This window comes from Actinokineospora auranticolor, from assembly GCF_041897805.1.
Classification (GTDB): domain Bacteria; phylum Actinomycetota; class Actinomycetes; order Mycobacteriales; family Pseudonocardiaceae; genus Actinokineospora; species Actinokineospora auranticolor.
This window is the reverse complement of sequence record NZ_CP154825.1, coordinates 5,055,978-5,078,783: the sequence shown is the minus strand read 5'-3', so window position 1 is coordinate 5,078,783 and position 22,806 is coordinate 5,055,978. Positions and strand designations below refer to the sequence as shown.

Genomic DNA, 22,806 nt, shown 5'->3' with positions numbered 1-22,806 from the left:
TCGCGATGTCACAGAGGGTCTGATGCCGACTACACAGGAACAGAAGCTCCGCGACTACCTCCGCCGGGTCACGGCCGAACTGGCCGAGACCAAGGACCGGCTGCGCGCCGTCGAGGACCGCGCCGCCGAGCCGGTCGCGGTGGTCGGCATGGCCTGCCGGTTCCCCGGCGGCGCGGTCACCCCGGAGCGGCTGTGGGACGTGGTCACCTCGGGCACCGACGCGATCGGCGACCTGCCCGGCGACCGCGGCTGGGACCTCGCCGCGCTCGCCGGGCACCAGGGCGGCTTCGTGGCCGACGCGGGCGCGTTCGACCCGGGCTTCTTCGGCGTGTCGCCGCGCGAGGCGCTGGCGATGGACCCGCAGCAGCGGCTGCTGCTGGAACTGGCCTGGGAGGCCGTGGAACGCGCCCGGGTCGACGTCACCACGCTGAAGGGCTCGCGCACGGGCGTGTTCGTCGGCGCCGGACCGTCCGGTTACGGCTCCGGCGCCGCCCCCGACGGCACCGAGGGACACCTGCTCACCGGCGGCTCCGGGGCCGTGTTGTCCGGGCGCGTCGCCTACACCCTGGGGTTCACCGGACCCGCCGTCACCGTGGACACCGCGTGCTCGTCGTCGCTGGTCGCCGTGCACCTGGCGGTCGAGGCGCTGCGGCGCGGGGAGTGCGCTACCGCGCTCGCGGGCGGGGTCACGATCATGGCGCTGCCGACGGCGTTCCAGGAGTTCGCCAAGCAGGGCGGCCTCGCCGCCGACGGCCGCTGCCGCGCCTTCGGGGCCGACGCCACCGGCACCGGCTGGGGCGAAGGCGCGGGCGTGCTGGTGCTGGAACGGCTGTCCGACGCCGTGCGGCGGGGCCACCGCGTGCTCGCGGTGATCCGGGGCAGCGCGGTGAACTCCGACGGCGCCTCCAACGGTCTGACCGCCCCCAGCGGCACCGCCCAGCGCCGCGTGATCCGCCAGGCCCTCGCCGCGGCCGGGCTGACCGAGCGGCAGGTCGACCTCGTCGAGGCGCACGGCACCGGGACGGTGCTCGGCGACCCGATCGAGGCGCGGGCCCTGCTGGCCACCTACGGCCGCGACCGCACCGAGGACCGGCCGCTCCACCTCGGGTCGGTGAAGTCGAACATCGGCCACACCCAGGCCGCGGCGGGCGTCGCGGGCCTGATCAAGGCGATCATGGCGCTGCGCGCGGCGACCCTGCCCCGCACCCTGCACGCCGACACCCCGACCACGCAGGTCGACTGGACCGAGGGCCACGTCGAACTCCTCACCGCCAACCGCCCCTGGCCCGAGACCGGCGAACCCCGCCGCGCCGCCGTCTCCGCCTTCGGTGTCGGCGGCACCAACGCCCACGTCATCCTCGAGGCCGCCGAGGCCGCCGAGGCCACACCGGACACACCGGCTCCGGCCGAGCGGCCCGTCGCCTGGGTGTTCTCGGGTCGCACGGCTGCCTCGTTGTCCCGGCAGGCCACCAAGTTCCTCGACGAGGTCGACGCCAACCCGGTCGCGGTCGCGGCGGCGTTGGCGACGACCCGGGCCGCGTTGCCGCACCGCACCGCCGTGGTCGGCACGAGCCTCGACGACCTGCGGGCCGGGCTGCGCGCCATCGCCGAGCAGCGGCCGTCGGCCGCGGTGGTCCCCGCCGGCGTCGCCGGGAGCGGGTCCGTGGTCGCGCTGTTCTCCGGTCAAGGGGCGCAGCGGGCGGGCATGGGCGCCGAGCTGTACGCCGCCGAACCGGTCTTCGCCGCGACCATCGACGAACTCGCCGAGCACCTGACCGCGGCCACCGGACACGACCCGCGCGCGGTCATGTTCGCGTCGGCGGGCAGCGCCGATGCCGAACTGCTGAACCGCACCGACCACACCCAGACCGCGCTGTTCGCCTACGAGGTCGCGCTCTACCGGCTCCTGGAAAGCCGGGGACTCCGGCCCGACCACCTGCTCGGCCACTCCATCGGCGAACTCGCCGCCGCGCACGTCGCCGGGGTGTTCTCCGCCGCCGACGCCGCCCGGCTCGTCGCGGCCCGGGGCAGGCTCATGGGCGCGGTCACCGCCGACGGCGCCATGGTCTCGATCCGCGCCACCGAGGCCGACGTCCTGCCCCTCCTGGGGGACGCGGTCTCCATCGCCGCGGTCAACGGCCCGGCCTCCACCGTCGTCTCCGGCGACGAGGACGCCGTCGCCGACGTGGCCCGCCGCGCCGCCGACCTCGGCCACCGCGTGACCCGGCTGCGCGTCAGCCACGCGTTCCACTCCGCGCACATGGACCCGATCCTCGACGAGTTCCGCGCTGTCGCCGAGACCGTCGACTACCGCGAACCCGAGCTGCCGGTGGTCTCCGGCCTGACCGGCGAGATCGCGGACCGGCTGCACACCCCCGACTACTGGGTGCGGCACGTGCGCGAGGCCATCCGCTTCGGCGACGGTGTCCGGTTCCTCGTCGAGCGCGGCGCGCGCCGGTTCGTCGAGATCGGCCCCTCCGCCGCGCTCACCGGCCTGGTCGAGGAAGCCACCGACGGCGCGCTCGTCGTCCCCGTGTCCCGCTCGGCCGTCCCCGAGACCAAGGCCCTGGTCACCGCGCTGGCCCGCCTGCACGTCGACGGCGTCCCCGTCGACTGGGCCGCGACCTTCGCCGGGGTCGACCCCGCCGACCTGCCCACCCACGCTTTCGCCCGCGACCACTTCTGGCTGCCCGCGGAGCCCCCGCGCGCCGCCGACCACGACCTGGCCGACGCGCTGCGCGACGCCGACGGCCTCAGCCGCCTGCTCGGTGCCGACGAGGACCAACGACGCTCCCTCGGCACCGCCCTCCCGTTGCTGACCCGCTGGCTGGACTCCCGCCGCGACCAGGACACCATCGGCCGCTGGACGTACCGCACCACGTGGGCACCCCTCCCCGCCGAACGAACGCCCGGCGCCCTCACCGGCACCTGGGCCGTACTGTCCGAAGAGGACGAACTCGCCGCCCGGATCGAGGCGGCCCTCGGTGAGGCGGGCGCGACCGCCATCCGCGCCACCGCGGCGGAACTGGCCGGGATCGACGGCCTGGCGGGCGTGATCTCCCTGCTGGCCCTCGACGAACGCCCGCACCCCGACCACCCCGGCGTCCCCACGGGCCTCGTCGCCAACGCCGCCCTCGCCGACCTGCCCACGGCCGTCCCGCTGTGGTTGGTCACCCGGGGCGCGGCCGAAAACCCGGTCCAGGCGAGCACCTGGGGCCTCGGGCACACCATCGCCCTGGAGACCCCGGACCGCTGGGGCGGCCTCCTCGACCTGCCCGACGACTGGGACGGCCGCCACTTGGCCCGCTGCCTCACCGGAACCGACGGACGCCTCGCGATCCGCGCGACCGGTGTCCACGCCGAACGCCTGACCCGCCACCCGCTCCCCGCCGCCGACCACGACTGGTCCGGCACCACCCTCATCACCGGCGGCTCCGGCGCACTCGCCGCGCACGTCGCCCGCCACCTCGCCGACCGGGGCGCCGAGCACATCCTGCTCGCCAGCCGCCGCGGCGACCGGGCCCCCGGCGCCGCCGAACTCCGAGCCCTGGGCACCCGCGTCAGCCTCGTCGCCTGCGACACCGCCGACCGCGACCAGCTGGCCGCCCTCCTCGACGCCATCCCCGACGACGTCCCGCTCCGCGCCGTCGTGCACACCGCCGGGGTCCTCGACGACGGCGTCCTCGCCGCGCTCACCCCCGAGCGGTTCGCGGCCGTGCTGCGCCCCAAGGTCGACACCGCCCGCCACCTCGACGAGCTGACCCGCGACCACCCGCTGTCGGCGTTCGTGCTGTTCTCCTCCCTGGCCGCCACCGCCGGTTCCGCCGGGCAGGCCAACTACGCCGCCGCCAACGCCGCGCTCGAGGCCATCGCCCGTGCCCGGCACGCCGTGGGACTCCCGGCGACCGCTGTCGCGTGGGGACCGTGGGCGGGCACCGGCATGGCCGCCGACAGCCGCGTCGCCGACCGGCTCCGCCGCGCGGGCACCCCGGCCATGGACCCGGCGACGGCGTGCGCGGCCCTGTCGGCCGCCATCGGGGCCACGGACCCGGTCGTCGTCGTGGCCGACATCGACTGGTCCCGCTTCGTCCCGGCCACCGCCGGTCCCAGGACTCGCGGCTTCCTCAGCCCGCTCGCCGCCGAACTCCCCGCCCCGGAAGCGGACCCGATCGACCTCACCGGACCGGACCGGGTCGCCGCGCTCACCGACTTGGTGCGCGCCGAGGCCGCAGCCGTGCTCGGACACGACGGCCCGGAGCGCGTCGAGGCCGCGTTGTCCTTCCGGGAGAACGGGTTCGACTCGCTGACCGCCGTCGAGTTCCGCAACCGGCTCGCCACCGCCACCGGCCTGTCTCTCTCCGCGACACTCGTCTTCGACTTCCCGACCCCCGCCGAGCTGGCCGCCCACCTGGACGGGCTGCTGACCGGCGAGTCGGCCGCGGTGGCCACCGCCACGGTCGCCGTCGTGGACGACCCCATCGCCATCGTCGGGATCGGCTGCCGGTTCCCCGGCGGTGTCACCACGCCCGCCGAGTTCTGGCGGCTCATCGCCGACGGCGTCGACGCCGTCGGCCCGTTCCCCCACGACCGCGGCTGGACCACCACCGGCGACTACGCCCACGAGGGCGGGTTCCTGCACGACGCCACCCATTTCGACGCCGGGTTCTTCGGCGTCTCCCCGCGCGAGGCCCTGGCCATGGACCCGCAGCAGCGCCTGCTGCTGCACACCGCATGGGAGGCCGTCGAACGGGCGGGCATCGACCCGACCGGGCTGCGCGGCGCACGCGTCGGCGTGTTCGTCGGTACCAACGGTCAGGACTACCCGGCCGTGCTCGCCACGTCCGACGACGACCTCGGCGGCCACGCGGGCACCGGCAACGCGGCGAGCGTCGTGTCCGGCCGCCTCGCCTACACCCTCGGGTTGCGCGGCCCGGCCATCACCGTCGACACCGCGTGCTCGTCCTCCCTGGTCGCCCTGCACCTGGCGGCGGACTCGCTGCGGCGCGGCGAGTGCGCCATGGCGCTGACCGGCGGCGCGACCATCATGTCGACCCCCGCCGCGTTCGCCGAGTTCGCCCGCCAGCGCGGCCTTGCCGCCGACGGCCGCTGCAAGCCCTTCGGCGCGGGTGCGGACGGCACCGGCTGGGGTGAGGGCGTCGGCGTGCTCGTGCTCGAACGGCTCTCCGACGCGCGCCGCAACGGTCACCCGGTCCTCGCGGTCGTGCGCGGCAGCGCGATCAACTCCGACGGCGCCTCCAACGGCCTGACCGCCCCCAACGGGCCGGCCCAGCAGCGGGTCATCGCCGACGCGCTCGCCGCCGCCGGACTCACCCCCGACGACGTCGACGTGGTCGAGGCGCACGGCACCGGCACCACCCTGGGCGACCCCATCGAGGCCCAGGCGCTGCTGGCCGCCTACGGCCGCGACCGGGCGGAACCGCTGTGGATCGGGTCGGTCAAGTCGAACATCGGCCACACCCAGGCCGCCGCGGGCGTGGCGGGGGTGATCAAGGTGGTGCTGGCCATGGCCGCCGGTATCGCCCCGCGCAGCCTGCACGCCGACGAACCCACACCGCACGTGGACTGGGCCGCGGGCGCGGTGCGAGTGCTGGCCGACGAGGTGCCGTGGCCGGCGCGCGGCCGTCCGCGCCGGGCCGGGGTGTCCGCGTTCGGGGTCAGCGGCACCAACGCGCACGTGGTGCTGGAATCCGTGGAACCGGAATCCGTCCCCGCGGTGGCGGACCGGCCCGCGTTGTGGTTGCTCTCGGGGCGGACCGAGGACGCGCTGCGGGCCCAGGCGGACCGGCTGCTCGGCGCCACCGAATCGTCCACTCAGGACATCGGCTTCGCCCTGGCGATCTCGCGGACCCACTTCCCCCACCGGGCCGCGATCGCGGGCGACACCCGGGGCGACCTGGTGCGCGGGCTGCGCGCCCTGCGGGACCGCGAACCCGGGACGGTCCTCGGTTCGGCCTCCGGCGGCGGGTTCGCCGTGGTGTTCCCCGGGCAAGGCGCCCAACGCGCGGGCATGGGCGCCGGCCTGCACGCGGCGTTCCCCGCCTTCGCCGACGCGTTCGACGAGGTCGCGGCGCACCTCGATCCCCGGCTGCCCCGACCGGTGCGCGAGCTCCTGGTTGGCCCGGACCTCGACCGCACGGAGTTCACCCAGCCCGCGCTGTTCGCCGTCGAGGTCGCGCTCTTCCGGCTGCTGGGCGAGTGGGGACTGCGGCCCGACGTCGTGGCCGGGCACTCCATCGGCGGGATCACCGCCGCCCACGTCGCCGGGGTCCTCGACCTCGACGCCGCCGCCGAGCTGGTGACCGCGCGCGGACGACTCATGCAGGCCCTGCCCGAGGGCGGGGCGATGGTGTCGGTGGCCGCGTCCGAGCACGAGGTGCTGCCGCTGCTGGAGGGCGCGGACGTCGACATCGCGGCGGTCAACGGCCCGCGGTCGGTCGTGTTGTCCGGCCCGGCGGACGCGGTCCGCGCGATCGCGGCCGTGCTGGCCGATCGGGGCCACCGCACCAGGGAACTCCGGGTCAGCCACGCCTTCCACTCGCGGCTCGTCGACCCGATGCTGGACGAGTTCCGCGCGGTCCTCGGCACCCTGACCCTCACCGCGCCGACCCTGCCGGTCATCTCCGAGGTCACCGGCGGCGACGCCGACCTGACCGCGCCCGGGTACTGGGTCGAGCACGCCCGCCGCCCGGTCCGGTTCGCCGACGTCCTGACCACCCTCGCCGAGCGCGGGATCACCCGCGTGCTGGAGGTCGGCCCCGGCGGCGCGCTCAGCGCGATGGCCGCCGAGGCCCTGCCTGTCGCGATCCCGCTGCTGCGCGGCGACGCGTCCGAACCCCACCTGCTCCGCGCCGCGCTGGGCCGACTCCACGTCACCGGGGTGAGCGCCGACTGGCCCGCGGTCTTCGCCACCGACCAGCCGCGCCGCGTCGACCTGCCCACCTACGCCTTCCAGACCACGCGCTACTGGCCCCGCCGCCGTCCGCAAGGCAACCAGCTCGCGTACCAGGTCCAGTGGAAACCGTTGTCCGGCAACGGGGTCCCGTCGGGCCGCTGGCTCGTCCTCGACCCGGACCTCGCCGAACCGCTCCGCGCGCGCGGACTGGACGCGGTCACCCTGCCCGCCGACGGCGAGTTCGCGGGAGTCGTCCACGAGCCGACCGACGCGGCTGCGGTCGCCGATGCCCTACGGACGCTGGCCGCCGATGGGATCGACGCGCCGTTGTGGTGCGTGACCAGGAACGCGGTCGCCGCGGTCGCCGGTGATCCGGTCGACCCGGGAGCCGCCGAGATCTGGGGTCTCGGCCGGGTCGCGGCCCTCGAAGTCGGGTCCCGCTGGGGCGGGCTCATCGACATCCTGACCGACCTCGACCACGGGATCGCCGACCGGGTGCTGGCCACCTTGGCGGGCGACGAGGACCAGGTCGCCGTTCGGGCGAGCGGCCGTTTCGGCCGCAGGCTCACCCGCCTCGACCTCGACGGCACCACCTGGCAGCCCACCGGCACGGTCCTGATCACCGGCGGCACCGGCGGGCTCGGCGCCCAGGTCGCGAAATGGCTCGCCGCGCGCGGCGCCGAGCACCTGGTGCTGGTCGGCCGGTCCGGGCGGGTCGCGCCGGAACTCGTCGACGAACTGAGCGGACTCGGCGCCAGGGTGTCCGCGCGCGCCTGCGACGTGGCCGACCGGGCCCAGGTCGAGGCGCTGATCGCGGAGATCGGGCCGATCCGGGCCGTGGTGCACGCCGCCGGGATCGCCGTCGACACCCCGGTCACCGACCTGGACGCGGCCGGGCTCGCCGAGGTGGCGGCGGCCAAGGCCCGGGGCGCGGACCACCTCGACGCGCTGCTGCCCGACCTCGACGCCTTCGTCCTGTTCTCCTCGGTCGCCGCCGCCTGGGGCAGCGGCGGGCAGGCCGCCTACGCCGCCGCCAACGCCCACCTCGACGGCCTCGCCGCCCGCAGGCGCGCCCGGGGACAGTCCGCCGTGTCACTCGCGTGGGGACCGTGGGCCGGCGCGGGCATGGCCGCCAGGGAAGGCGCGGCGGACCGGTTGGCCGCGCGGGGATTGCGCCTGCTCGACCCGGAAGCCGCGTTGCCCGCGCTCACCGCCGCCGGGCCCGCCGAGATCGTCGTCGCCGACGTCGACTGGGACCGCTTCGGACCACTGTTCACCAGCTCCCGCCCCAGCCCGCTGCTGGCCGAACTCCTGCCCCGACCGGCCGCGGCGCCCGTCGAGGAGTCCGCGTTGGCCGTCGAGCTGGCCGGGCGCACCGAGGTCGAACGACACCGGCACGTCCTCGACCTGGTCCGCCGCGCGGCCGCCGGGGTGCTCGGGCACACCGACCCGGTCGCCGTGGGCCGTGACGACACGTTCCAGGGACTGGGTTTCGACTCACTGCTGGCCGTGGAGTTCCGGGACGCGCTGGCCGCGCGCACCGGGCTGCCGCTGCCGGTGAGCCTGGTGTTCGACCACCCGACCCCCGCCGCGCTGGCCGACCACCTGCTCGGCGCCGACCTCGCGCCGGTCGAGGCCCGCGCGGTCGTGGCCGACGACCCGATCGTGATCGTCGGGATGGCCTGCCGGTTCCCCGGCGGCGTCGACAGCCCGGAACGGCTGTGGGACCTGGTCTTGGCGGGCGGCGACGCGATCGGCGGGTTCCCCGAGGACCGGGGCTGGGACCTCGACGGGCTCTACGACCCGGACCCGGACGCGGCGGGCAAGTCCAGCACGCGCTCCGGCGGCTTCGTCGCCGCCGCCGGGTTCGACGCGCCGTTCTTCGGCATGAGCCCGCGCGAGGCGCTGGCCACGGACCCGCAGCAGCGGCTCGTGCTGGAGACCGCGTGGGAGACGCTGGAGCGCGCCGGGATCGTGCCGTCCACGCTGCGCGGCAGCGACACGGCCGTGTTTGTCGGCGCGGGCGCGTCCGGGTACGGCGCGGGGGTCACCGAGGTGCCGGAGGGCGCCGAGGGGTACCTGATGACCGGCGGCGCGGGCAGCGTGCTGTCCGGACGCGTCGCGTACACGCTCGGGCTGGAGGGGCCCGCGGTCACCGTCGACACCGCGTGCTCGTCCTCGCTCGTCGCCCTGCACCTGGCGTGCCGGGCGCTCGCGGCGGGGGAGACCTCGCTGGCGCTGGCGGGCGGCGTGACCGTGATGGGGACACCGGGCGCGTTCGTCGAGTTCTCCCGGCAGCGCGGGCTTTCCGCCGACGGCCGGTGCAAGTCGTTCGCCGCCGCCGCCGACGGCACGGGGTGGGCCGAGGGCGCGGGCATGCTGCTGCTCGAACGGCTCTCCGACGCGCGGCGGCACGGGCACCGCGTGCTCGCGGTCGTGCGGGGCTCGGCGGTGAACTCGGACGGGGCGTCCAACGGGCTGACCGCGCCGAGCGGGCCGTCGCAGCAGCGGGTGATCCGGCAGGCGCTGGCCAACGCCGGCCTGCGGGCGTCCGATGTGGACGTTGTGGAGGCGCATGGCACCGGCACCGTGCTGGGCGACCCGATCGAGGCCGGGGCGCTGCTGGCCACCTACGGGCGGGACCGGGACCGGCCGCTGTGGCTGGGGTCGGTGAAGTCGAACATCGGCCACACCCAGGCGGCGGCGGGCGCGGCGGGGATCATCAAGCTGGTGCTGGCCATGCGGCACGGGGTGCTGCCGCGCAGCCTGCACATCGACGCCCCGACCCCGCACGTGGACTGGGCGTCCGGGGCGATCAGGCTGCTGAGCGAGTCGGTCGAGTGGGACTCCGCCGGGCCCCGGCGGGCGGGTGTGTCGGCGTTCGGGGTCAGCGGGACCAACGCGCACGTGATCCTGGAGGCGCCCGCGGTCGATGGCGACCTTATGTCTGTTGTGGACAGTGGGTTGATTCCGGTGTCGGGGCGGACTCCGGAGGCGTTGCGGGATAACGCTTCTCGGCTGCTGGAGCTGGTGGAGTCGCGGCCCGAGCTGACAGCGGGCGCGCTCGCGGGGGCGTTGGCGGCGGGGCGGGCTTCCTTTGAGGAGCGGGCGCTGGTCCGCGCGGGTGACCGTGGTGATCTCGCTCGGGGTTTGCGGGCGGTTGCTGACGGTGTGCCTGCCGCGCATGTGGTGGTCGGTAGTGCTGATGCGCCGCGCACGGTCGCGTTCCTGTTCTCCGGTCAGGGTGCGCAGCGGGCCGGGATGGGGCGGGAGCTGTATGCGGCGCACCCGGCGTTCGCGGCGGCGTTCGACGAGGTGTGCGCGGAGCTGGACCGGCACCAGGACCGGCACCTGGACCGGTCGGTGCGCGAGGTCGTGTTCGACGGTGGTGAGCTGCTCGACCAGACCGTGTACACGCAGGCCGGGCTGTTCGCGGTCGAGGTCGCGCTGGTGCGGCTGCTGGGGAGTTGGGGTGTGCGGCCCGCCTATGTCGGTGGGCACTCGATCGGTGAGCTGACGGCCGCCCATGTCGCGGGGGTGCTCGACCTGGCTGACGCCGCCGCGCTGGTGGCGGCGCGGGGGCGGCTCATGCAGGCGTTGCCCGTGGGTGGGGCCATGATCGCTGTCGAGGCCGATGTGGACGAGCTTTCGCTGGTCGACGGGGTGGCCGTGGCGGCGGTGAACGGGCCGCGCGCGGTTGTGCTGTCCGGGGTGGCCGACGGTGTCGAGGCTGTGGCGGAGCAGGTGCGGGGGCTGGGTCGGCGGGTGCGGCGGTTGCGGGTGTCGCACGCGTTCCACTCACCGCTGATGGAGCCGATGCTGGCGGAGTTCCGGGCGGTGGCGGCGCGGGTGACGTACCGGGAGCCGGTTTTGCCGGTGGTTTCCAACGTCACCGGCGCGCCGGCGGCCGGGGACGACCTGCGGACGCCGGACTACTGGGTGGCGCACGTGCGCGGGACCGTGCGGTTCGCGGACGGGGTGCGGTCGCTGCGGGCCGCGGGCGTCGACTGCTTCGTGGAGGTCGGGCCGGACGCCGTGCTGTCGGCGCTGGTCGACGCGGACGAGTCGCTGGTGGTGGCGACGCTGCGCCGGGACCGGGACGAGCGGGCCGCGCTGGACGCGGCCGTGGCGCGGCTGCACGTCGGGGGAGTGGCGGTCGACCTCGCGGCGATGGCGGGCCCGGCTACTTGGGTCGATCTGCCGACGTATGCCTTCCAGCGCCGGGACTACTGGCTGACCGGCACGGCGGTGGTGGGGAACGGGCAGGAGAAGACCGGACGGGAACTGCTGCCCGTGGCGGTGCCTGTCGCCGGTGGGTCGGCTGCCGGTGTTTCCGGTGTCGTGCCGGAGGTGGGCGGCCGCCGGCCCCCGGAATCGAGTCTAGCGGCGGGGGCCGACAAAACCGGGGGCGTGACCGGTGGGGCTGTGGACAACTCCGGGGTCCTGTTGACGCATCGGCTTTCGTTGCGGGGTCACCCGTGGTTGGCGGGGCATCGGGTTGCCGGGCGGGTGTTGTTCCCCGGGACCGGGTTCCTTGAGCTGGCGTTGATCGCGGGGGATCGGGTGGGGGTGTCGCGGGTCGAGGAGTTCGTGCTCGGGGCGCCGTTGGTGGTGGATGGCGACGTCGACCTGCAGGTGTCCGTGGGTGGGCCGGACTCGGCCGGGGCACGGACGGCTGTCGTGCATTCCCGGCGCGGGGCGGCTTGGACGCATCACGGGACGGCCGTGCTGACCTCCGGTGGGGTTGCCGGGTTCGACCTGGTCCAGTGGCCGCCGCGTGGGGCGGAGGCGGTGGATGTCGACGGTGTGTACGAGAGTTCGGAGTACGACGGGCTGTTCCGGGGGCTGCGGCGGGTGTGGCGGGCCGGTGACGAGCTGTTCGCCGAGGTGTCGTTGCCTGAGGACGGGCGGGACGTCAGCGGGTTCGGGCTGCACCCGGCGCTGCTCGACGCGGCGCTGCACGCGTTGAGGTTTGTCGCGGGGCAGGGGGAGCCCGAGCGGCGGTTGCCGTATGTCTGGACCGGGGTGGAGCTGTTCGCGACCGGGGCCACGGACCTGCGGGTTCGACTGCGGCCGACCGGGGGCGAGACCACGTACCGGGTGGAGGCGGCGGATCCGGCGGGCAACCCGGTGTTCGCGGCCGAGTCGCTGGTGCTGCGGCCCGCGCCGGACGACGCGGTCCCGGTGGTCGAGTCCGTCGCGGAGAAGAAGGTGGTTGAGCGCCCGGTCGCCGCGACCGGGAGCGCCCCGCGACTGGGCGGGTTGGCTGAGCGGGAGCGGGAAGAGGCGCTGCTCGCGGTGGTGCGGGCCGAGGCCGCCGCCGTGCTGGGGTACGAGCGGGCCGAGGACATCCAGCCGAAGCGGGCGTTCTCGGAGTTGGGGGTGACCTCGATGACCGCGGTGGAGTTGCGCAACGCGCTCGCCGCGGCGGTGGGGGTGCGGTTGCCCGCGACCCTGGTGTTCGACCACCCGACTCCGCTGGTTCTTGCCAGGCATCTGAGGGGCCTGCTCGACGGGGAGGACACCGGGCCCGTTCGGGTCGCGGTGCGCGCGGTGGATGGTGACGACCCGATCGTCATCGTCGGCATGGGGTGCCGCTACCCCGGCGGCGCCGACTCGCCCGCCGCGCTGTGGGACCTGGTCGACGCGGGCACCGACGCCATCACCTCCCTGCCGCCCGACCGGGGCTGGGACCTCGACGCGCTCTACCACCCCGACCCCGACCACCCCGGCACCTGCTACGCCCGCGAAGGCGGCTTCCTGCACGGCGCCGGTCTGTTCGACCCCGGGTTCTTCGGCATCTCCCCGCGCGAGGCCACCGCCATGGACCCGCAGCAGCGGCTGCTGCTGGAGACCTCCTGGGAGGCGATCGAACGCGCGGGCATCGACCCCGAATCCCTGCGCGGCACGCAAACCGGCGTGTTCGCCGGGGTGACCTACCAGGACTACACCACGCTCCTGCTGTCCGCGACGGACAGCTTCGAGGGGTTCCTCGGCACCGGCAACTCGCCCAGCGTGCTGTCCGGCCGCCTCGCCTACACCCTCGGACTCCAGGGCCCGGCCGTCACCGTCGACACCGCCTGCTCGTCCTCGCTGGTCGCGCTGCACTGGGCCTGCCACTCGCTGCGCCAAGGCGACTGCACGCTCGCGCTCGCTGGTGGTGTCACGGTCATGGCCACCCCCGGATCGCTGATCGAGTTCTCCCGTCAGCGGGCCCTGGCGCCCGACGGCCGCAGCAAGGCGTTCGGTGCCGGGGCCGACGGGGCCAGCTGGGGCGAGGGCGCGGGCATGCTCGTGCTGGAACGGCTTTCCGACGCCCGCCGCAACGGTCACCCCGTGCTGGCCGTCGTGCGCGGGTCGGCGGTCAACTCGGACGGCGCTTCCAACGGGCTCACCGCGCCCAACGGGCCCGCGCAGCAGCGGGTCATCCAGCGCGCGCTGGCCACCGCCGGGCTCACGGCCGCCGAGGTCGACGCCGTCGAGGCGCACGGCACCGGCACCACCCTCGGCGACCCCATCGAGGCGCAGGCGCTGCTCGCCACCTACGGTCGCGAACACACCGACGACCGGCCGCTGTGGCTGGGGTCGGTGAAGTCCAACATCGGGCACCCGCAGGCCGCGGCGGGGGTCGCGGGTGTGATCAAGATGGTCGAGGCGCTGCGGCACGGGCGGCTGCCCCGCACCCTGCACGCCGCCGAGCCGTCCCCGCACATCGACTGGACCGAGGGCGCCGTCCGGCTCCTCGACCAACCCCGCGACTGGGCGGCCAACGGGCACCCCCGGCGCGCCGGGGTGTCGTCGTTCGGCATGAGCGGCACCAACGCGCACGTCATCCTCGAAGAGGCCGAACCCGCCCCGGAACACCCGGGCACCCCGCTCGACGGCCCCACCCCGTTCCCGCTGTCCGCCAGGACCGCCACCGCCCTACGCGCCGGAGCGAGCCACCTGCTGTCGCTTGTGGACGCTCCCCTCGGCGACGTCGCGCATTCGCTCATCGCCACCCGCACCCGGTTCGAGCACCGCGCGGTCGTGGTCGCCGCCGACGCCGAGTCGCTGCGCGCCGGAGCGCGGGCCCTGGCCGTCGGTGAGCAGGCCGACGCCGTGGTCACCGGGCTCGCGGACCTCACGGGCAAGACCGCGTTCGTCTTCCCCGGGCAAGGGGCCCAGTGGGTCGGGATGGGCGTGGAACTGCTCGCGTCGTCGCCGGTGTTCGCCGACAGCATCGACGCCTGCGAACGGGCGCTGGCACCGCACGTGGACTGGTCGCTGCGGGACGCGCTCACCCGGGCCGACGCGCTCGACCGGCTCGACGTGGTGCAGCCCGCGCTGTTCGCGGTCATGGTGTCGCTGGCCCGCCTCTGGCAGTCGCACGGCGTCCACCCCGCCGCCGTGGTCGGCCACTCGCAGGGCGAGATCGCCGCCGCGCACATCGCGGGCGCCCTGTCCCTCGAGGACGCGGCCAAGGTGGTCGCGTTGCGCAGCAGGGCACTCGGCGCGCTCAGCGGCGCGGGCGGCATGGTGTCGCTGCGCGTCGACCCCGACAGCGCCGCCGACCTCATCGCCCGCTGGGACGGCCGGATCTCCCTCGCGGCGCTCAACGGACCCGAAAGCGTCGTCGTCGCCGGTGACGCGGACGCCCTCGACGAGCTGATCGCGCACTGCGACGGGACCGACTCGCGCGCCCGCCGCGTCCCCGTCGACTACGCCTCGCACTCCGCGCACGTCGAACGCATCGAGACCGAACTGCGCGAGGTCCTCGCCGACCTCGACCCGCGGCCCGCCGAGATCCCGTTCTACTCCACAGTGGACGATGCCTGGCTGGACCGCCCGCTCGACGCCGACTACTGGTACCGGAACCTGCGGCAGACCGTCCGGTTCGAGTCCGCCACCCGCGCCCTGCTCGACCAGGGCTTCGACGCGTTCGTCGAACTCAGCCCGCACCCCGTGCTGGGCATGGCCGTGCGGCAGACCACCGACGCGCTCGACCTCGACCGCGAACCCGCCGTCATCGGCTCACTGCGCCGCGACGAGGGCTCCCTCGACCGGTTCCTGCGCTCCCTCGCCGAGGCCCACGTGCGGGGCGTCGACGTCGACCTGGCCCCGGCCGCCCCCGGCACGCGCGTCGACCTGCCGACCTACCCGTTCCAGCGCGACCGCTACTGGCCCACCCTCGGCTCCGGCCCGGTGGTCGACACCGTCGCCGCCGAGTTCTGGACGTCGGTCGCCGACACCGACACCGCGGACCTGTCCCGCCTCATCGGCGTCACACCCGACACCCCGTGGGAACGGGTCGTGCCCGCGCTCGCCGACTGGCGCAAGCGCCAGGCCGAACGCCACGACGCCGACGACCGCGCCTACCGCGTCCGCTGGCAGCCCCTGGCCGAGCGGAACGGCGTCCCGGGCGGCACCTGGCTCGCGGTCGTCCCCGCCACCCTCGACGGCGACCCGTGGCTCACCGCCGTCCTCGACTCGCTCACCGCCACCGGCCTGTCCTTCGCGACCCTGCCCGTCGACGCCCCCGACCGCGCCACCCTCGCGGACCTGCTGGCGGCCCGGCAGTTCGACGGCGTGCTGTCCCTGCTCGCCCTCGACCACCGCCTGGTCACCACGCTCGCCCTGGTGCAGGCCCTCGACGACGCCGGGGCAGCCGCCCCGCTGTGGTGCCTGACCCGGGAGGCCGTCGCCGCGCGCGACGGCGACCGCGTCACCGCACCGGACCAGGCGCTGGTCTGGGGACTCGGCCGCGTCGTCGCGCTGGAGAACCCCGGCCGCTGGGGCGGCCTGATCGACCTGCCCGCCGAACCCGACCCCCGCACCGGCGACCGGGTCGCGGCCGTGCTGGCCGGACACGACGGCGAGGACCAGGTCGCCGTCCGCGCCTCCGGGACACTGGGCCGCAGGCTCGTCCGCGCCCCCGGCCGCGCCACCGGAACCGACACCTGGCGGCCCACCGGCACCACGTTGATCACCGGCGGCACCGGCGCGCTCGGCGCGCGGCTGGCCCGCAGGCTCGCCGGTGCGGGCGCCGAACACCTCCTGCTGCTCAGCAGGCGCGGACTCGACGCCGACGGCGCGGCCGATCTGGTCACCGAGCTGGCGGCACTGGGCGCCGAGGTCACCGTCGCCCGCTGCGACGCCGCCGACCGCGACGCCCTGGCCGCCACCCTCGCCGCGATCCCCGCCCGGTTCCCGCTGCGGGCCGTCGTCCACGCGGCAGGCGTGTTGGCCGACGGCGTGGTCGGCGCGCTCACCCCCGAACGGCTCGCCGCCGTCGTCGAACCCAAGTGGACCGCCGCCCGCCACCTGCACGAGCTGACGAGCGACCTCGACGCGTTCATCCTGTTCTCCTCCACCGCAGGCGTCTGGGGCGGCCCCGGCCAGGCCAACTACGCCGCCGCCAACGCCGGGCTCGACGCGCTCGCCGAACACCGCGCCGGACTCGGCCTGCCCGCCACCTCCATCGCCTGGGGCCCCTGGGCCGACGAGGGCATGGCCGGGGGAGTCGCCGACCGGCAGCGCCGGGGCGGCATCCACGTCCTGGCGCCGGACGCCGCCGTCGACACCCTGCTCGCCGTCGTCGCCGCAGGCACCCCGACGCTGACCGTGGCGGGCGTCGACTGGGCCACCTACGCGCCCGCCTTCACCGCGCTGCGCCCCAGCCCGCTGCTCGCCGAACTGCCCGAAGCCGCCCAGACCGCCGTCGAACGGCCCGCCGACGCCGGGGACCTGCGCGCCAAGGTCGCCGGGCTCACCGGCGCCGACCGCGAACGCGCCGTCCTCGACGTGGTCCGCGCCCAGGCCGCCGCCGTTCTCGGCCACCCGAGCGCCGACGCCGTCGAACCCCGCCGCGCGTTCTCGGATCTCGGCTTCGACTCGCTCACCGCCGTCGACCTGCGCAACCGGCTCACCGCCGCCACGGGCCTGCGGCTGCCCAGCACCCTGATCTTCGACTACCCGACCGCGACGGCGCTCGGCCGCTACCTGCGCGCGCAACTCGGCGACGACACGGACCAGCCCGCGGAAACCGTCGTCCAGGCCGCGTCCGACACCGACCCGATCGTCATCGTCGGCATGGCCTGCCGCTTCCCCGGCGGCGTCGACAGCCCGGAGCGGCTGTGGGACCTGGTGCGCACCGGCACCGACGCGATCGGCCCGCTGCCCACCGACCGGGGCTGGCCCCTCGACACGCTGCTCGCCGGCGCCAGCGACACCGCCGAGGGCGGCTTCCTCACCGGCGCCTTCGCCTTCGACGCCGACTTCTTCGGCATCTCCCCGCGCGAGGCCCTGGCCATGGACCCGCAGCAGCGGCTCGTGCTGGAGACCGCCTGGGAGGCGCTGGAACGCGCGGGCATCGACCCGACCTCGTTGCGCGGCACCGACACCGGCGTCTTCGCGGGCAGCAACGGGCAGGACTACACGACACTGCTCGTCGAGTCCCGCGAGGTCGGCGAGGGACACCTGATGACCGGCAACGCCGCGAGCGTCCTGTCCGGCCGGGTGGCCTACGTCCTGGGGCTGGAAGGCCCGGCGGTCACCGTGGACACGGCGTGCTCGTCGTCGCTGGTGGCGCTGCACTGGGCCGCGCGGGCGATCCAGCGCGGCGAGTGCACCCTGGCGCTGGCGGGCGGCGTGACCGTGATGGCCACGCCGGGCTCGCTCGTCGAGTTCTCCCGGCAGAGCGGGCTCGCCGCCGACGGCCGGTGCAAGGCGTTCTCCGACGCGGCCGACGGCACCGGGTGGTCCGAGGGCGCCGGGATGCTCGTCGTCGAGCGCCTGTCCGACGCGCAACGGCACGGGCACCCCGTGTTGGCCGTCGTGCGGGGCTCGGCGGTGAACTCCGACGGCGCGTCGAACGGGCTGACCGCGCCGAGCGGGCCGTCGCAGCAGCGGGTGATCCGCCGCGCTCTGGCCGAGGCCGGGCTGCGGCCGTCCGAGGTGGACGCCGTGGAGGCGCACGGCACCGGGACCCGTCTCGGCGACCCGATCGAGGCCCAGGCGCTGCTCGCCACCTACGGGCAGGACCGCGCCGAGCCGCTGTGGTTGGGGTCGGTGAAGTCGAACATCGGCCACACCCAGGCCGCCGCCGGGGTCGCCGGGGTGATCAAGGTGGTCGAGGCCATGCGGCACGGCGTGCTGCCCGCCACCCTGCACGTCGGCACGCCGTCCACCGAGGTCGACTGGTCCGGCGGCGCCGTCGAGGTGCTGGCGGAGTCCCGGGCCTGGGACGTCGACCGGCCGCGCCGCGCCGGGGTGTCGTCGTTCGGCATCAGCGGCACCAACGCGCACGTCATCCTCGAACAAGGCCCGGATGCGGAGCCCGGCAACGCCGAGGACGCCTTGGTCGCGTGGCCGATCTCGGCCCGCACGGCCGACGCGCTCACCGACCAGGCCGCGCGGCTGCGCGCGGTCGACGGGACCGCCACCGACCTCGGGTACTCCCTGGCCACCTCCCGCGCCGCCCTCACCGAACGCGCCGTCGTCGTCGGCGCGAGCCTCGATGAACTCCGAGCCGGACTCGACGCGCCCACCGCGCGCGGTCGGGCCACCGGGGACCGCCGGGTCGCGTTCGTCTTCGCGGGCCAAGGCGCCCAACGCGCGGGCATGGGCCAAGACCTGCGCGCCCGGTTCCCCGTCTTCGCCGCCGCGTTCGACGAGGTCCTCGCGCACTTCGACCCGGCCGTCGCCGAAGCCGCGCGCACCGGCGACAACCTCGACCGCACCGACCTGACCCAGCCCGCCCTGTTCGCCCACGGCGTCGCGCTGCACGGGCTCCTCACCTCCTGGGGAGTCACCCCGGAGGTGCTGCTCGGCCACTCCATCGGCGGGATCACCGCCGCCTACCTCGCCGGTGTCTGGTCGCTGGCGGACGCCTGCGCGCTCGTCGCCGCGCGCGGCAGGCTCATGGCGGCGCTCCCGGCGGGCGGCGCCATGGTGTCCCTGCGCGCCACCGAGGCCGAGGTCGTCCCGCTGCTCACCGACGGCGTGTCCGTCGCCGCGGTCAACGGGCCGTCGTCGGTCGTGATCTCCGGTGTCGAGGACGAGGTCGCCGCCATCGCCGCCGAGGTCGCGGCCCGGGGCGGCAAGACCAAGCGGCTCACCGTCAGCCACGCCTTCCACTCGCCGCTGATGGAACCCGTGCTCGCCGAGTTCGCCGCCGTCGCCGCGAGCCTCACCTACCGCGAGCCGACCACGCCGGTGATCTCCGACCACACCGGCACCCACGCGACCGGGCTGACCGACCCCGACTACTGGGTCCGGCACGTCCGCGACGCCGTCCGGTTCGCCGATGGCGTCACCGCGGCCCTCGACCGCGGCATCGACACCGTCGTCGAGATCGCGCCGCGGGCGGTGTTGTCGTCGGCCGTCCACGAGATCGCCGACGGCCGCGCGCCGGGAGTCGTCGCGCTGGTCCGGGACGGGATCGCGGAGGACCGCGCGGCGCTCGCCGGGCTGGGCGCGCTGTGGGTGCGCGGGGTCGAGGTCGACTGGGCGCCGGTGTTCGACGGCCTGGGCGCTCGACGGGTCGACCTGCCGACGTACCCGTTCCAGCGGGAACTGTTCCGGCCCACGCCCGCCGCGCGGGTCGGCGACGTGACGGCGGCCGGGCTCGGCGCCGCCGGGCACCCCCTGCTGGGGGCCGTGGTCGAACTGGCCGACGGCGGCTGGCTGCTGTCCGGGCGCCTGTCCACCCGCACCCACCCGTGGCTGGCCGACCACCGCGTGCGCGACCGGATCCTGTTCCCCGGCACCGGGTTCCTCGAACTCGCGCTCCGCGCGGGCGACCTCGTCGGCGCCGACGGACTCGCCGAACTCACCCTCGCCGCGCCGCTGGTGCTGCCCGAGGACGGCGGTGTGCGGATCCAGGTGCTCGTCGACGGCGACACGGTCCGCGTCCACTCCCGCCGCGACGACACCGACGAGTGGACCACCCACGCCACCGGCCAGTTCGGCCCCGGCGGCACACCGGACCCGGTCGGCACCTGGCCGCCCGCGGGCGCGGAACCCGTTGACCTGTCGAACTTCTACGCCGACTACGCCACCGGAGGCTTCGCCTACGGCCCGGTCTTCCAAGGACTGACCGCCGCCTGGCGCACCCCGACCGAGGCGTTCCTCGAGGTCGACCTGCCCGAAGGTGACGCCGACGAGTTCTCCGTGCACCCGGCGCTGCTCGACGCCGCGCTGCAAGGACTGGTGTTCGTCTCCGAGGGCGGCGCGCGGGTGCCGTTCTCCTGGGACCGCGTCACCCTGCACGCCGTCGGCGCGCGGCACCTGCGGGTCCGGGTCGCCGCAACCGCGACCAACACCGTCTCCCTCTCCGCCGCCGACGCGACCGGCGCGCCCGTGCTGACCGCGCGCGGCGTCGTCATGCGTGAACTCGGTGCGGACCGCCCCGCCCCCGCGGCGCCCTTGCTGGAACTGGACTGGGAGGCGTGCGACCCGGTCGCCGGGACGCCCGTCGACGTTGTGACGCTGTCGGTGACCGGCACCGATCCGCTCGCCGAGTTGACCCGCGTCCTCACCGCAGTCCAAGCCCACCTCGCCCACGACACCGACTCCAGGCTCGTAGTGGTGACCAGAGGCGCGGTCGAGGTCGATGACGGCGTGAGCGTCGGGCAGGCGCCGATCGACGTCGCGGGCGCGGCGGTGTGGGGGCTGATCCGGTCGGTCATCACCGAACGACCGGGTCGCGTCGCGATCGTCGACGTCGACAGCGGGGACGTGCCCGCCGAGGTGTTGGCCTCCGGGTTGCCGCAGGTCGCCGTCCGCGCCGGACGCGCCTACACCCCGCGCCTGGCCCGCGTCGTCGAGCCGCCCGCGCTGCCCGACGGGGAGTGGCGCGCCGTCCACGACGACACCGGTTCGCTGGACGGGATCGGCGTCGCTCCCGCCGAACCCAGGCCCCTGGTGTCCGGTGAGGTCCGGGTGTCGCTACGCGCCACCGGCCTCAACTTCCGCGATGTGCTCACCGTGCTGGGCATGTACCCGGGCGACCCGGCACCGCTCGGGCTCGAGGGCGCGGGGGTGGTGACCGAGGTCGCGTCCGATGTGGACGGACTCGCGCCCGGGGACCGGGTGCTCGGCATGTTCCCCGCCGCGCTCGCCACCTCCGCCGTCGCCGACGCCCGACTGCTCGCCCCCATCCCCGACGGGATGTCCTTCACCGACGCCGCCACCATCCCGATCGCCTACCTGTCCGCCTACTACGCCCTCCACGACCTCGCCGGGCTCCGCGCGGGTGAACGCGTCCTCGTCCACGCCGCCGCCGGAGGGGTCGGCATGGCCGCCGTCCACCTCGCCCGGCACTGGGACGCCCACGTCGTCGGCACGGCGGGCCCGGCCAAGCACGCCGCCCTCGACCTTGCCGCCACCGACCTCGCCTCGTCCCGGGACCTCGCCTTCGCGGACCGCTTCGCCCCCGTCGACGTCGTCCTCAACTCCCTCGCGGGCGAGTTCATCGACGCCTCGCTGCGCCTGCTGCGCCCCGGCGGCCGGTTCATCGAACTCGGCAAGACCGACATCCGCTCCCCGGATGGCGTCCGCTACCGCGCCTTCGACCTCGTCGAGGCCGGACCGGACCGCATCCGCGAGATGCTGGCCGACATCACGCGGCTGCTGCGCGACGGCCACATCGCGGCCCTGCCGGTCACCGCGCGGCCCGCGCGCGACCTGTCCGCCGCGTTCCGCCACATGGCCGCCGCCCGCCACATCGGCAAGGTGGTCATCACCGTCCCGGCCCCGCTCGACGACCGCCCGGTCCTGGTCACCGGCGGGACCGGCGGCATCGGCTCGCGGCTGGTCCGGCACCTCGTCACCGAGCACGGCGTCCGCGACCTCGTGCTGATCAGCCGTAGTGGCGGTGAGGCACCCACGGACCTCGACGCCCGGATACGGGTCTTCGCCTGCGACGTCACCGACCGCGCCGCGCTGGCCAAGGTCATCGCCGAGGTCGGCGACCTCGCGGCCGTGTTCCACACCGCGGGCGTCGTCGACGACGCCGTCACCGCCGGTCTGACCCCGGATCGACTCGCCGCCGTCCTCGCCCCCAAACTCGACGGCGCCCGCGCCCTGCACGACCTCACCCTCGACATGGACCTGCGCCGCTTCGTCGTGTTCTCCGGCGCGGCGGGCCTGCTCGGCGGCGCGGGGCAGGGCAACTACGCCGCCGCCAACACCGCCCTCGACGCCTTCCTCCGCACCCGCCGCGCCCGGGGCCTGCCCGCCACCGCGCTGGCGTGGGGGCCGTGGACCACCGAGTTCGGCATGACCAGCGCGCTGTCCGAAGTGGACGTCCGGCGGCTGGCGTCGGCCGGGTTGCGACCGCTGTCGGAGGCCGACGGCCTGGCCATGCTCGACGCCGCGCTGGCCTCCGGCCGCGCCGAACTCGTCCCGATCAAGCTCGACCTCAACGCCCTGCGGGCCAACCCGAAGCGCGTACCCGCGCTGCTGCGGGGTCTCGTCCCGGCCGCGAAGCCCCGGGCCCGGGTCGCGGAGGTGGAGGTGGTGCCGCTGGCCGACCGGCTGGCCGCGCAGACCCCCGCCGACCGCGTCGACACCCTGCTCGACCTGGTCACCGGGGCCGCAGCGGCCGTGCTCGGGCACGGCTCCGCCGACCGCGTCGACCCCGAGCGCAGCTTCGACGACCTCGGCTTCGACTCGCTGACCGCGGTCGAGCTGCGCAACCGGCTCGCCGCCGCGACCGGGGTGCGGCTGCCCGCGACGCTCGTGTTCGACCACCCCACCGCGGTCGAGCTGGTCGCCGCGCTGCTCACCGACCTGGTCCCCGACCACGCCGCGCCCGCGGCGCCGGAGACCGACACCGAGGTGGACGCCGCCGACGCCGACGAGCTGTTCGCCCTGCTCGACCGCGAACTGGAGAGCTGAGGAGGGGGCCC

At 75.6% G+C, this 22,806-nt stretch carries 1 protein-coding gene; it reads left to right on the top strand.

The window, feature by feature from the left end:
• Window positions 1-22 precede the first annotated feature (22 nt).
• Window positions 23-22,795 (top strand): type I polyketide synthase, encoded by a 22,773-nt coding sequence (locus tag V5P93_RS22180; protein WP_245931233.1) that lies wholly within the window; start codon window positions 23-25, stop codon window positions 22,793-22,795.
• Window positions 22,796-22,806 lie beyond the last annotated feature (11 nt).